The following is a 12725-nucleotide window of genomic DNA, read 5'->3' as shown; positions in this document are numbered from 1 at the left end:
GCAGCTATACGGCGATCGCCCCAGTCGGACCGCCCGTCGGCGCCGCGCCCCGGGATCGCCCGGCGGGCGCGGCCGCTCACCATGGATTCAACCAGGTTCGCGGACCGGCGCGCAGAGGGCAGGGTCAGCGGGCGGAGGCCGTGGGCGTGCCGGAGGGCGGCGCCGCGGGGGCCGCCGTGAGGCTGGACCCGGGGCTCGCCTCCAGGCTCGACCCGGGACCTTCGAAAGCGGTGCCGACGCCCGACAGGGGCAATGCGGGGACGGGCGCGGCGGGACGTATCAGGGGAGACAGCGTCGTGATCCCGCTGAGGAGCGGGGCCGCCAGCGGATACACGGCGCTCTGGGCGCCCTGCTGCGTGGCCGCACCGGACAGCAGGGGTGCGCCCGACTCCGTGGCGGCGACCGGCGCGTTCAGCGCGCCGCCCGCCCGCTGGCCGAGCATCGGCGACACGTTCCGGCGGCGCTGCGTCTCGGCCGCCGTGGCGACACCGGCGCTCTGGGTGCGAGCGGGCGTCGCGTTGCTGCCCGAACCGCCGCCCCGGACGTCGCCGCCCGTGTCGGCGGGAACGCCGGTGGAGACGCCGCCGAGCGCGATCGCGGCGAGCGACACCGCACCGGCCGCGGCGAACGCGAAGCGGCGCCCGCGGGAGGCCGCGCGGTCGGTGTCGCCGCGGCCGACCTCATGGATGCGGAAGCCGCGCTCCGCGGCGGGGGCGCCGGCGAGCAACGCGTTGTGACGGCCGGTCGGGGCGTAGCCGAAGGGGTCGGGGTCTACTCCGAAGACCCCGCTCCCGAAGCCTCTGCCGCCGAGTCCTCCCCCGCCGAACGGGGTGCCGCCGCCGTCCGAGTCGCCACCTCCCCCGGGGAGCCCCTGGAGACGGGCAAGGAAACTCTCGGTCGGGGGCGGCGGTGCCGCCTCGGCGAAGACGCTCTTCAGCCGCCGCTGCGCGTCGGCCTCGGCCTTGCACTTCGGACAGGTGGCCAGATGGGCGAGGCCCCGCTCGCGGGCGTCATGGCCCAGCTCGCCGTCGACGAGGGCGGCGAGCCGGTCTCCCAGATGATGCTCGGAGAGCTGCCGCTCGGCGGGGTCCGGACGTGATCCACTCACGCGGTCGCGCCCCCTCCTCCAAGCGCGGGAACGCCCGTGGCCGCGAGGGAGCGACGCTCGGCGCGTGCCTCGGGCGACCGGTGCTGCAGGGCCTTGCGCAACTGGGAGCGGCCGCGGTGGATGCGGCTGCGGACCGTGCCGAGCTTGACGCCCAGGGTCGCGGCGATCTCCTCGTACGAGAGGCCCTCGATGTCGCACAGGACGACGGCCGCGCGGAATTCGGGCGCGAGGGTGTCCAGCGCCTGCTGGACGTCCGCGTCGAAGTGCGTGTCGTGGAAGACCTGCTGCGGCGACGGCTCGCGGCTCGGCAGGCGTTCGGCCGCGTCGTCCCCGAGGGCGTCGAAGCGGATGCGCTGCTTGCGGCGCACCATGTCGAGGAAGAGGTTCGTGGTGATGCGGTGCAGCCAGCCCTCGAAGGTGCCGGGCGTGTACGTCGACAGCGAGCGGAAGACGCGGACGAAGACTTCTTGCGTGAGGTCCTCGGCGTCGTGCTGGTTACCCGTCAGGCGGTAGGCGAGGCGGTAGACCCGGCCGCTGTGCGTGCTGACGATCTCCTCCCAGGTCGGAGGAGTCCACGCCTGCGATTCCGCATCAGCGGCAAAGGTCGCGGTCTGCGCGGAATGAGCGGCGTTGGAACGGTCAGCAGTGTTGGTCACGGATTTCGGCTCACCCGCCGACCTGAGAAAGCGCCGCAGCGCTCCTCCCCGATCCACAGGCGCAGCCGCACCTCCCCTATCGGCTCTGGTGGTGTCCAGTGGAGCCCCTACCATAGCCACCTCGCCCGTTAGCTCCGGATAAGCGTTTTTACTGAGATTTGCCTGAGGGCGCCGGGCGCTTCGCCTGCGCTGTTTGCTCTGTCGGTCCACCGGCCACCCCCGCGCTCTTTCCCTCGCCGTTTTCCCCTGCCCTCTTAAACGCCCGGTCCCATCTGCGAGTTCCCGCCACCAACGGATACAGTCACGCGCAGGCAACCACGGGGACAGGAGAGGGCCATTACCGGCAACCGGCAGACGAGCTGGGCGTTCGCCGACGCCTTTGTCGCCGAGGACGACGCGCTGCGCTGGGCCCGGGACCGGGCCCGTGAGGCCGGCACCCGCCCGGTGTCGCCCGGCGCGGGCGCCGCGCTGCGGATGCTCGCTGCCACCGTGGGCGCCAAGGCGGTGGCCGAGATCGGCACGGGGACCGGGGTGTCCGGAATCCATCTGCTGCACGGCATGCGGCCCGATGGTGTCCTGACCACGGTGGATCCGGAGCCGGAGCGGCAGCAGTTCGCCCGGCAGGCGTTCCGCGCCGCCGGATTCGCGAACAATCGGGCGCGTTTCATCCCCGGACGGGCTCTCGACGTACTGCCGCGGCTCGCGGACAGCGGCTACGACCTCGTGTTCTGCGACGGCGACCGGACCGAGTGCCTCGACTACCTCGCTGAATCGTTGCGCCTGTTGCGACCTGGCGGGCTGGTCTGTTTCGAGGGCGTCTTCGCCGACGGCCGCACGGTCGATTCGGGTCCCCAGCCGGCGGAGGTCCTGCGGATGCGGGAGCTGCTGCGGGCGGTGCGCGAGGCCCAGGACCTGGTGCCCTCGCTGCTGCCGGTCGGCGACGGGCTGCTCTGCGCCGTGAAGCGCTGACGCTGCGCCCCGCACCCCACACTCCGCGTCCCGTACCCCGTAAAAGATCTTCAGATTGCCCCTAAACGTGGCCTGACCTGTGGATACACAACTGCCCCGGCACCGCTTGTGGCACCGGGGCAGTTGAAAGGTATGGTCGCTTCCGCGTCAGCCGACGACCTTCTTGAGGGCATCGCCGAGTGCATCGGCCTCGTCCGGAGTCAGCTCGACGACAAGTCGACCGCCGCCTTCGAGCGGAACGCGCATGACGATGCCCCGCCCCTCCTTGGTCACCTCGAGCGGGCCGTCGCCCGTCCGCGGCTTCATGGCCGCCATGCTCGTTCCCCTTCCTGAAACCAGCTCATCGCAGCCGACAACCCAGGTGTCACCGGCATCGAACACATTGCTTCTTGGCCATTATCCCGCATCGCAGGACCCGATGACCAACTTCGGTCGGCATCGCTTGCGCAACGCGGTTGAGCAAAACCACTCAATTCGGCAATGTGACTGCGATACTGCGCCTCCTTCGCCACTCTCCCGCGACCTGATTCTTTGACGCAGGTCACATGCGTGGGCCCCGCCGTGGACCGTGATCTCCGTCATGCTGAGCACTGACGACGACCGAGCCGCATCAGTTGGAGGGGTTCCATGGCCGACAGCGTTCTCTACGAGGTGAGCGACGGGCTCGCGACCATCACGCTCAACCGCCCCGAGGCGATGAACGCGATGAACACCGAATCCAAGGTCGCCTTCCGGGACGCGGCGCAGGCGGCTGCGGCGGACGGTGCGGTACGGGCCGTGCTGCTCACCGCCGCGGGTGACCGGGCGTTCTGTGTGGGCCAGGACCTCAAGGAGCACGTGGGCTCCCTGATGGCCGACCGCGAGGCCGGCACCGGCCGCACCATGAACACCGTGCGCGAGCACTACAACCCGATCCTGCGGGCTCTGACGCAGATGCCCAAGCCCGTCGTGGCCGCGGTCAACGGTGTGGCCGCGGGGGCCGGTTTCGGCTTCGCGCTCGCCGCCGACTACCGGATCGTCTCGGACACGGCCGCCTTCAACACGTCCTTCGCGGGCGTCGCCCTGACCGCGGACTCGGGTGTGTCCTGGACGCTGCCGCGCGTGGTGGGCCCCGGGCGCGCCGCCGACCTGCTGCTGTTCCCTCGCTCGGTGAAGGCGCAGGAGGCGTACGAACTCGGGATCGCGAACCGGGTCGTGCCCTCGGCCGAACTGGCCGAGGAGGCGCGGAAGCTGGCGCGTTCGCTGGCCGAGGGTCCGACGGTGGCGTACGCGGCACTGAAGGAGTCTCTCGCGTTCGCGGCGGGTCACACGCTGGACGAGTCCCTCGGCAAGGAGGACGAACTCCAGTCGAGGGCGGGCGCGTCGGAGGACCACGCCATCGCGGTGCAGGCCTTCATCGCCAAGGAGAAGCCGAAGTACCTGGGCCGCTAGGAAGTGCCGCGGCAGGAAGTGCCGCGCCAGGACGCGCCGCGGTAGGACGCGTGCGTGGCCCGGGGCGTGCGTGAGGTCCGTCCTCAGCGCTCGCGGGCCACGCAGTTCACCAGGTGGTCGTTGACCAGGCCGCAGGCCTGCATCAGCGCGTACGCCGTCGTCGGGCCGACGAAGCGCAGGCCGCGCTTCTTGAGTGCCTTGGACAGGGCCGTCGACTCGTCCGTGATCGCGGGTACGTCGCCGATGACGCGCGGCGCCGGGCGGGTGGCCGGGTCCGGGGCATACGACCAGATGAGGGTGTCGAGCTCGCCCTCGGGCCAGTCGGCGAGCACGCGCGCGTTGGCCATGGTCGCGTCGATCTTGGCGCGGTTGCGGATGATGCCCTCGTCGGCGAGGAGGCGCTCGCGGTCGGTGTCCGTGAACGCGGCGACGTCGGAGATCTTGAACCCGGCGAACGCGGCGCGGAAGCCCTCACGGCGGCGCAGGATCGTGATCCATGACAGGCCGGACTGGAAGGCCTCCAGACAGACCCGCTCGAACAGCGCGTCGTCGCCGTGGACGGGGCGGCCCCACTCCTCGTCGTGATACGTCACGTAGTCCTCGGTGGACAGGCCCCAGGGGCAGCGCAGCGCCCCGTCCGGGCCCGGTACGACGCCGCCGGCGCTCTCGTCGCTCACTGGTGGTCCTCTCCGGGGTGCCGGCCGAAACCGGGTCCCTCAAGTCGCGTCTGGGCCCGCGCGCCCGACAGGGCGCTCTCCAGGTCGGCGATCCGCTGGTCCCGCTCGGCGAGTTCGGCGCCGAGCCGCCCGAGTGCGTCGTCCACCTCGGCCATGCGGTAGCCGCGCAGCGCGACGGGCAGGCGCAGGGCGTCCACGTCGGCGCGGCCGACGGGCCGGTCGTGCGGCAGCGGGTCGGCGAACTGCTCGGGCGGCGCCTCCGGGAGCGCCCCGCTCTCGCCGCCGCCGAGCACGGCGAGCGTCACCGCGCCGACCACCACGACGAGCGCGACGACCAGAAACAAGAACATGACCATCTTCGCTGTCCCCTGGCTCGAAGCCCGGATCCGGTCCCGATCCCGGTCCGGAAACTGTCAGGGTCCGATCGTGCCATGAGGGTGTGACAGTTAAGGTCGCAGGCGACCGGTCGACAGGATTCACGCACAGCCGCAAGGAGAGTCACAGGGGATGCTCAGGCTTGGCCCGCGCGAGTTCGGCGCACACGAGCCGGTGATCATGGCGATCGTGAACCGGACCCCTGACTCGTTCTACGACCAGGGCTCGACGTTCCACGACGAGCCCGCGCTCGCCCGCGTCGAGCAGGCCGTGGCGGAGGGCGCCGCGATCATCGACATCGGCGGGGTGAAGGCGGGCCCGGGGGACGAGGTGAGCGCGCAGGAGGAGGCGCGCCGCACCGTCGGCTTCGTGGCCGAGGTGCGCCGCCGCTTCCCGGACGTCGTGATCAGCGTCGACACCTGGCGGCACGACGTGGGCGAGGCGGTCTGCGAGGCCGGCGCCGATGTCCTGAACGACGCGTGGGGCGGCGTCGACCCCAAGCTCGCGGAGGTCGCGGCACGTTACGGGAAGGGCCTGGTCTGCACGCACGCGGGCGGCGCCCAGCCGCGTACGCGACCGCACCGGGTGGCGTACGACGACGTCATGGCGGACATCCTCGACGTGACGGTGGGCCTCGCCGAGCGGGCCGTGGCGCTGGGGGTGCCGCGCGAGTCGGTGCTCATCGACCCGGGGCATGACTTCGGCAAGAACACCCGGCACAGCCTGGAGGCGACGCGCAGGCTGGGCGAGATGGTGGAGACGGGCTGGCCGGTCCTGGTGTCCCTGTCGAACAAGGACTTCGTCGGCGAGACGCTCGACAGGCCGGTCAAGGAGCGGGTGATCGGGACGCTGGCCACGACGGCGGTGTCGGCGTGGCTGGGCGCGCAGGTGTACCGGGTCCACGAGGTGGCCGAGACGAGGCAGGTGCTCGACATGGTGGCCACGATCGCGGGCCACCGGCCCCCGGCGGTCGCCCGCCGAGGGCTCGCTTAGGCGCGTGCTCTCAGACGCCTGTTCTCACGCGTCTGCTCTTCACGCGCCTACTTGCCGACTTCCTTGGTCACGAGGGCGATCGCCTCGTCCACGTCGTCCGTCACGTGGAACAGGAGCAGGTCGGCCTCGGAGGCCTTGCCCTGGGCGATGACGGTGTTCTTCAGCCACTCGACCAGGCCGCTCCAGTACTGCGTCCCGAACAGGACGATCGGGAAGCGCGTGACCTTCGTGGTCTGGACGAGGGTGAGCGCCTCGAACAGCTCGTCCAGGGTGCCGAGGCCGCCCGGAAGGACCACGAAGCCCTGCGCGTACTTCACGAACATCGTCTTGCGGACGAAGAAGTAGCGGAAGTTCAGGCCGAGGTCGACGTACTGGTTGAGGCCCTGTTCGAAGGGCAGCTCGATGCCGAGGCCCACCGAGATGCCCTTGGCCTCGATGGCGCCCTGGTTCGCGGCCTGCATCGCGCCGGGCCCGCCGCCCGTGATGACCGCGAACCCGGCCTCGACGAGCGCCCTGCCGATGGCGACTCCGGCCGCGTACTCCGGCGAGTCCTCCTGTGTGCGGGCGGAGCCGAACACGCTGATGGCGGGCGGGAGTTCGGCGAGCGTGCCGAAGCCCTCGATGAACTCCGACTGGATGCGCAGGACCCGCCAGGGATCGGTGTGCACCCACTCGGAGGGACCGTCGGAGTCGAGGAGGCGCTGATCGGTGGTGCTCGACTGGACCTGGTCGTGGCGACGGATCACCGGGCCGAGCCGCTGCTCCTTGGGGCGCTTCCTGCCCTCGGGGTTGCTCATTCGCTGCTCCCTCCACTGCGTACGTGCAGCAAGGGTAGGTCTACGCGGGTTACGTACGGGGGACCTCGGAGTGTCAGGCCGTGAGCCAGGAGCGCAGGCGTTCCTCGGTGGCGAGGATCTTGCGGGTGTCCACGTGCTCGTCCCTCTTGTGGGCGAAGATCGGGTCGCCCGGGCCGTAGTTCACGGCGGGGACGCCGAGCGCGCTGAACCGGGAGACGTCCGTCCAGCCGAACTTGGGGCGGGCCTTGCCGCCGACGGCCGCCATGAACGCGGCGGCAGCCGGGTGGTCGAGGCCGGGGCGCGCTCCGCCGGTGTGGTCGTCGACCACGTAGTCGTCGATGTCGCAGCCGGCGAAGAAGTCCCGGACGAAGGCCTCGGCCTCCTCGGCGCTGCGGTCCGGCGCGTACCGGAAGTTGACCGTGACGGAGCAGGCGTCGGGGATGACGTTGGTGGCGACGCCGCCCTCGATGCGTACGGCGTTGAGCCCCTCGTGGAACTGGAGTCCGTCGACGACGGGCTTGCGGGGCTCGTACGCGGCGAGGCGTTCGAGGATGGGGGCGGCCTTGTGGACGGCGTTGGAGCCCATCCACGCGCGCGCGGAGTGCGCCCGCTCCCCCTTGGTGGTCAGGATGACGCGCAGGGTGCCCTGGCAGCCGCCCTCGACCTCGCCGTCGGTGCCCTCCAGGAGGATCGCGAAGTCACCCTCCAGCCAGTCGGGGTGGGCCTCGGCCACATGTCCCAGACCGTTGAGATGTGCGGCGACCTCTTCGTTGTCGTAGAAGACGAACGTGAGGTCACGGTTGGGCTCGGTGACGGTCTGCGCGATGCGCAGCTGGACCGCGACGCCCGACTTCATGTCGCTGGTGCCGCAGCCCCACAGGATGCCGTCCTCGTCCAGGCGCGAGGGGACGTTGTCCGCGATCGGGACCGTGTCGATGTGCCCGGCGAGAATGACCCGCTCCGCGCGGCCCAGGTTCGTCCGCGCGACGAGGTTGTTGCCGTACCGGTCGACCGTGAGGTGCGGCAGGGCGCGCAGGGCCGTCTCGATGGCGTCGGCGAGGGGCTTCTCCTGGCCGCTCGGCGACGGGAAGTCGACCAGCTGGGCGGTGAGCAGCGCGGCGTCCTGTGCGAGGTCAAGGGCGGTGAGGTCCATGGCGTCGACCCTAATGCCCGGCGGCCGCGGGCCGTGTCGGTGGCCTCCAGTACCTTGGACGCGTGCCTGAGCCCCCCACCCTCGTCCGGCGCGGCCGTCTCCTCCGTATCGGGGCGGCCGTCGTGGTGCTGCTCGCTGTCGCCGCGTATCTGGTCGTCCAGTACGTCTCGGGCGGCAGACCGGCCCCGCGCTGCACGGTCGTGTCGGGGAACGACGACGGCGCGACGTACGAGTTCACCTCCGAGCAGGCGGTGAACGCGGCGACGATCTCGGCCGTCGGCACCTCGCGCGGCATGCCCGAGCGCGCCGTCACGATCGCGCTCGCGACCGCGCTCCAGGAGTCGGGCCTGCGCAACATCCACCACGGCGACCGCGATTCGCTGGGCCTGTTCCAGCAGCGCCCGTCGGAGGGCTGGGGCACGCAGGCGCAGATCATGGACCCGGTGTACGCGGCGGGGCGGTTCTACGAGCATCTGGACAAGATCCCGGGCTATTCGCGGCTGCCCCTGACGGTCGCTGCGCAGCGCGTGCAGCGCAGCGGCTATCCGCAGGCGTACGCGAAGCACGAGCCGGACGCCACGCTGCTGGCCGCGGCGCTGACGGGCCGGGCGAGTGCCTCGCTGACCTGCGAGGGCCGGCCGAGCGGCACGGAGGTCAGGAAGCCGGGCGATCCGGCGAAGGTGCGGGCGGCGCTGGTGCGTGACTTCGGGCGCGAGGTGTCGCCGGCAACCGGCGCGGGCGGGCACGGCGTGACCGTGCCGGTGCCCGCCACCGTGGACTCGGCCGAGGGCGGGGAGCGGCAGCGCGGCTGGGAGCTGGCGCACTGGGCGGTGGCCAACTCCTCGGCGCTGCGCATCGAGCAGGTGTCCTACGCGGGCCGCGAGTGGACCGCGGGCGACGCCGGCGGCAAGTGGAGCGGGGCGGCGGCGCAGGCCGCGGCGGGGGCAGAGAAGGGCCTCGGCGAGGTCCGGATCGTGACCGCGCAGTAGTGCGGTTGATAGCTCGATCGGGCGATATACGTCAGCCGGCGGCGACGCCCCGCGCGGTTCTTCGCAGGACCCGTGGGCATATGCGGAAATCCCGTGCGGGCAAAGGCGCGTAGGTGTTTTACGACCTCGCGGGGCGCGTGGCGTTTGCCCGTTTTTCGCCGCAGATGATAATGCGACACATTGCCAACTCTTTACGTTGCATGAGCGAAACCTTCGCGGCCTTCGAGCGGTAGTCACTGCGTCCGAGCGCCGGGCACCCGACGCCGGACACCACCGTTCTCTCCCGTCTAAGGAGCATCAATGTCCCTCCCCCTGACCCGCCGGATCGCCCGTGTCGCGCTGCTGATCGCAGCGGGAGCGGCTCCCGTGGTCGGAGCGGCCGGATCCGCGAGCGCCGTAGACCTCCCGGCCACCCCGAACGTGGGCGGCCTCACCGCGCTCGACGGCGCGAACCTCGGCAACACCGTCGACGGCGCCGCCCAGAACGTCAGCGGCCTCGCGGGTGACACGGGCAGCAAGGCCGTGAAGAAGGCCGTGCCGACCGCCGGCAAGGCCGTGGGCAAGAGCGCCAAGACGGCCACCCCCGCCGCCCAGAAGGCGGCCGGTGACGTCGCGGGCAGCGCCGGCGACGTGGTCGGCCAGACCGCGGGCGCGGCCACCGACGGCGGCCTCCCGACCGGCGCGCTCGGCAGCGGCCTGCCCACCGGCGCGCTCCCCGCCACGGGCGAGCTGCCGACGCAGGGCCTGCCCCTCGGCTGATCGTCCGGCACACAGCGAAGGGGGCGGGGAGCCTGTCGTCACAGGCTCCCCGCCCCCTTCGCTGTGCCGCAAGCCCTAAGCCGCAAGCCGTAAGCCCTTCAAGCCTTGCCTTGCCTTGGCCTTGCTCAGGCCTGGCTCAGGCGCTCGACCGCCGCGGCCACGCGCTCGTCGCTCGCCGTCAGCGCCACGCGGACGAAGCGGTCGCCCGCGGGCCCGTAGAAGTCGCCGGGTGCGACGAGGATCCCCAGCTCCGCCAGGTGCGCCACGGTGTCCCAGCAGGACTCGTCGCGCGTCGCCCACAGGTAGAGGCTCGCCTCGCTGTGCTCGATGCGGAAGCCGTGCTCGACCAGGGCGTCGCGCAGGACCGCGCGGCGGGCGGCGTAGCGCCCGCGCTGCTCCTGCACGTGCTCGTCGTCGCCGAGCGCCGCGACGACGGCCGCCTGCGTCGGAGCGGACGTCATCATGCCGCCGTGCTTGCGGATCTGGAGCAGGTCGCCGAGGACGGCGGCGTCACCGGCCAGGAAGGCGGCCCGGTAGCCGGCGAGGTTCGACCGCTTCGAGAGCGAGTGGACCGACACGATCCCCTCGTACGAGCCGCCGCAGACGTCCGGGTGCAGGACCGAGACCGGGTCCGCCTCCCAGCCGAGCTCGATGTAGCACTCGTCGGAGAAGACGAGGATGTCGTGCTCGCGCGCCCAGGCGACGATCCGGATCAGCTCGTCCTTGGACAGGACGCGGCCGGTCGGGTTCGAGGGCGAGTTGAGCCACAGGAGCTTGATCCCCGTCGGGTCGAGCTCTGTCGGGTCGTCGTACGAGACATGGTCCGCGCGGGCCAGGCGGGCGCCCACCTCGTACGTCGGGTAGGCCAGGCGCGGGTAGGCGACCTTGTCCCCGGGGCCGAGGCCCAGCTGCGTCGGGAGCCAGGCCACGAGCTCCTTGGAGCCGACGATCGGCAGGACGTTGTGGTGGGTGAACCCGCGCGCGCCGAGGCGCCGCTCGCTCCAGCCCACGAGTGCGTCCCGCAGCTCCGGCGTGCCCCACACCGTCGGATAGCCCGGCGAGTCCGCGGCCGCGATCAGCGCTTTCTGGATCAGCTCGGGCACCGGATCGACCGGCGTGCCGACGGACAGGTCGACGATCCCGCCCTCATGGGCGGCGGCCGTCTTCTTGTACGGCTCGAGCTTGTCCCAGGGAAACGTGGGGAGGCGGTCGGAGACTGCGGACACCTGGCTCACTTCTTTCGTACATGCATGCGCACTCGCGCCAACGCCTCGGTCCCGTACGGCGGCGTGCCGTACGGGACCGGGGCTGCGCGTTGTGCGGCCCGCTTACTGGTTCTGCGGCGGAAGCGCGGCGATGAAGGCGTGGTCGCGTTCGATCAGGCCGAGCTTGCTGGCGCCGCCGGGCGAACCGAGCTCGTCGAAGAACTCGACGTTCGCCTTGTAGTAGTCCTTCCACTCTTCAGGAGTGTCGTCTTCGTAGAAGATCGCCTCGACCGGGCAGACCGGCTCACAGGCTCCACAGTCGACGCATTCGTCCGGGTGGATGTACAAGGACCGGGAGCCCTCGTAGATGCAGTCGACCGGGCACTCCTCGATGCACGCCTTGTCCTTCACGTCGACACAAGGCTGCGCGATGACGTAGGTCACGCTGTCGTTCCTCCTCGGTAGGGCGCGGCGGGCCGATCTGCGGCTCGTCCGCGTGGCGCGCGGGAGCGCGGCGTCGTCGATGCCCGCACCTAGTATCTCCGTTCCTGGGCATGATCCGAACAGGAGGGGTGGACCGAGCTGTGGAATTCACTGCGGGCGGACGGCTCGAGCTTCGCTTGACGGCCGCTGACGTGGGAAAACGGGTGTCTGTACGACGGCTTACGGCCGAGGGCTCGCCGGGGGCGAAGTTCACCGACACGGTCGGCGTTCTCACATCGTGGAACGCGGGCGTGCTGCACATCACACAACGGGACGGTGAGCAGGTCCAGATTCTGGAATCCTCGCTGGTCGCGGGCAAGGTCGTGCCGCCCGCGCCCGCCCGGCGCCGCGGGCCCGCCGCCTCGTACGAGGAGCTGGCGAGGGTAGCGGCGCGCGCGTGGCAGCCGGTGGAGAGCGAGCGGCTCGGCGGCTGGGAGCTGCGGGCGGCCGACGGGTTCACGCGGCGGGCCAACTCGGTGCTGCCACTCGGTGACCCGGGGCTCCCCCTCGACGAGGCGCTCGGGCGCGTCCGTGCCTGGTACGAGCGTCGCGGGCTGCCTTCGTACATCCAGACCGCGACCGGCGCCGAGGGCACGCAGGAGCTGCTGTGCGCGGAGCTGGGCGTGCGGGGATGGGTGCGTGAGGTCAGTGCGGAGATGTGGGTCGGGCCGCTCGCGCCGGTCGCGGACGGCGTGGACCTCGGCGACCGGGTCGGGCTGACGCGCGAGCCTGGTGAAGCGTGGCTCGGCCGGTACCAGCGCAAGGGCGCGAGCGAGGTGGCCCTGAAGGTGCTGACCACCGGGCCTTCCGTGTGGTTCGCGACCGTGCCGGGCGAGGGCGGGGAGCCGGACGCGATCGGGCGGTGCGTCGTGGACGGGCGGTGGGCCGGCTTCGCGGCGGTCGAGGTGGCTCCTTCGCGGCGGCGCCAGGGCCTGGCCTCGGCCGTGATGACGGCGCTCGCGCGCCGCGCGCTGGAGGAGGGCGCGTCGGCGGCCTGGCTCCAGGTGGAGGCGGACAATGAGGGGGCCCGGGCGCTGTACGGACGGCTGGGGTTCGCCGCGCACCACGCGTACCACCACTACCGGGCCACGGAACCGGACCGGGCCCCGGACTCGGCCGGACACTGAGCG

Annotated in this window: 15 protein-coding genes; 6 read left to right on the top strand and 9 right to left on the bottom strand. The window is 71.6% G+C overall.

The window, feature by feature from the left end; genetic code table 11:
• Positions 1-124 precede the first annotated feature (124 nt).
• Positions 125-1108: a zf-HC2 domain-containing protein gene (locus ACIPWY_RS30330; protein ID WP_401535844.1), complete on the bottom strand. Its 984-nt coding sequence runs from the start codon at positions 1106-1108 to the stop codon at positions 125-127.
• Positions 1105-1878 (bottom strand): RNA polymerase sigma factor SigE, encoded by a 774-nt coding sequence (gene sigE, locus ACIPWY_RS30325; protein ID WP_393703662.1) that lies wholly within the window; start codon positions 1876-1878, stop codon positions 1105-1107. Before sigE ends, ACIPWY_RS30330 begins: the two co-directional genes overlap by 4 nt.
• 156 nt (positions 1879-2034) lie before the next feature.
• Here sigE and ACIPWY_RS30320 point away from each other — a divergent pair, with 156 nt between their 5' ends.
• Positions 2035-2733: an O-methyltransferase gene (locus ACIPWY_RS30320; protein WP_362903988.1), complete on the top strand. Its 699-nt coding sequence runs from the start codon at positions 2035-2037 to the stop codon at positions 2731-2733.
• A gap of 147 nt (positions 2734-2880) precedes the next feature.
• On the opposite strand, the gene ACIPWY_RS30315 is transcribed toward ACIPWY_RS30320, so the two are convergent.
• Positions 2881-3048, bottom strand: a complete 168-nt coding sequence (locus tag ACIPWY_RS30315) for a DUF3117 domain-containing protein (protein ID WP_003966491.1) — start codon at positions 3046-3048, stop codon at positions 2881-2883.
• Between the two features lie 312 nt (positions 3049-3360).
• Here ACIPWY_RS30315 and ACIPWY_RS30310 point away from each other — a divergent pair, with 312 nt between their 5' ends.
• Entirely contained in the window at positions 3361-4164 is an 804-nt protein-coding gene (locus tag ACIPWY_RS30310) for an enoyl-CoA hydratase-related protein (RefSeq protein ID WP_362903742.1), read from the top strand.
• 83 nt (positions 4165-4247) lie between these two features.
• Here the strand turns inward: ACIPWY_RS30310 and ACIPWY_RS30305 are convergent, their stop codons facing one another.
• Complete coding sequence (locus ACIPWY_RS30305; RefSeq protein ID WP_362903740.1) at positions 4248-4841, bottom strand: DNA-3-methyladenine glycosylase I; 594 nt, start codon at positions 4839-4841, stop codon at positions 4248-4250.
• A complete protein-coding gene (locus tag ACIPWY_RS30300; protein WP_362903738.1) occupies positions 4838-5197 on the bottom strand; it encodes a DivIVA domain-containing protein in 360 nt (119 codons plus the stop codon). Before ACIPWY_RS30300 ends, ACIPWY_RS30305 begins: the two co-directional genes overlap by 4 nt.
• Positions 5198-5348: 151 nt before the next feature.
• On the opposite strand from ACIPWY_RS30300, the gene folP reads away from it, so the two are divergent.
• Positions 5349-6209 (top strand): dihydropteroate synthase, encoded by an 861-nt coding sequence (gene folP / locus ACIPWY_RS30295; RefSeq protein WP_362903736.1) that lies wholly within the window; start codon positions 5349-5351, stop codon positions 6207-6209.
• A 47-nt stretch (positions 6210-6256) separates the two neighbouring features.
• On the opposite strand, the gene ACIPWY_RS30290 is transcribed toward folP, so the two are convergent.
• Together ACIPWY_RS30290 and dapE are read right to left on the bottom strand one after the other, a co-directional pair.
• Complete coding sequence (locus tag ACIPWY_RS30290; protein ID WP_362903734.1) at positions 6257-7006, bottom strand: TIGR00730 family Rossman fold protein; 750 nt, start codon at positions 7004-7006, stop codon at positions 6257-6259.
• A gap of 73 nt (positions 7007-7079) precedes the next feature.
• Complete coding sequence (gene dapE / locus ACIPWY_RS30285; RefSeq protein ID WP_362903732.1) at positions 7080-8159, bottom strand: succinyl-diaminopimelate desuccinylase; 1080 nt, start codon at positions 8157-8159, stop codon at positions 7080-7082.
• A gap of 62 nt (positions 8160-8221) precedes the next feature.
• On the opposite strand from dapE, the gene ACIPWY_RS30280 reads away from it, so the two are divergent.
• Together ACIPWY_RS30280 and ACIPWY_RS30275 are read left to right on the top strand one after the other, a co-directional pair.
• Positions 8222-9148, top strand: coding sequence for a heavy metal transporter (locus tag ACIPWY_RS30280; protein WP_362903730.1), 927 nt, complete (start codon positions 8222-8224; stop codon positions 9146-9148).
• A gap of 300 nt (positions 9149-9448) precedes the next feature.
• Complete coding sequence (locus ACIPWY_RS30275) at positions 9449-9907, top strand: ATP-binding protein (protein ID WP_362903728.1); 459 nt, start codon at positions 9449-9451, stop codon at positions 9905-9907.
• 125 nt (positions 9908-10032) lie between these two features.
• Here the strand turns inward: ACIPWY_RS30275 and ACIPWY_RS30270 are convergent, their stop codons facing one another.
• Together ACIPWY_RS30270 and fdxA are read right to left on the bottom strand one after the other, a co-directional pair.
• The gene (locus ACIPWY_RS30270; RefSeq protein WP_401535837.1) at positions 10033-11133 is read right to left on the bottom strand and encodes a bifunctional succinyldiaminopimelate transaminase/glutamate-prephenate aminotransferase; all 1101 of its coding nucleotides are present in this window, start codon (positions 11131-11133) and stop codon (positions 10033-10035) included.
• 102 nt (positions 11134-11235) lie between these two features.
• Positions 11236-11556, bottom strand: coding sequence for a ferredoxin (gene fdxA, locus ACIPWY_RS30265; protein ID WP_030573070.1), 321 nt, complete (start codon positions 11554-11556; stop codon positions 11236-11238).
• 140 nt (positions 11557-11696) lie between these two features.
• Here fdxA and ACIPWY_RS30260 point away from each other — a divergent pair, with 140 nt between their 5' ends.
• Positions 11697-12722, top strand: a complete 1026-nt coding sequence (locus ACIPWY_RS30260; protein ID WP_401535835.1) for a GNAT family N-acetyltransferase — start codon at positions 11697-11699, stop codon at positions 12720-12722.
• Positions 12723-12725: the final 3 nt, after the last annotated feature.

Origin of the sequence: Streptomyces sp. NPDC090032 (genome assembly GCF_044748025.1) — a bacterium.
Lineage (GTDB): Bacteria > Actinomycetota > Actinomycetes > Streptomycetales > Streptomycetaceae > Streptomyces.
Note: the sequence above shows the minus strand (reverse complement) of the source record. Positions and strands in the feature narration are given on the sequence as shown.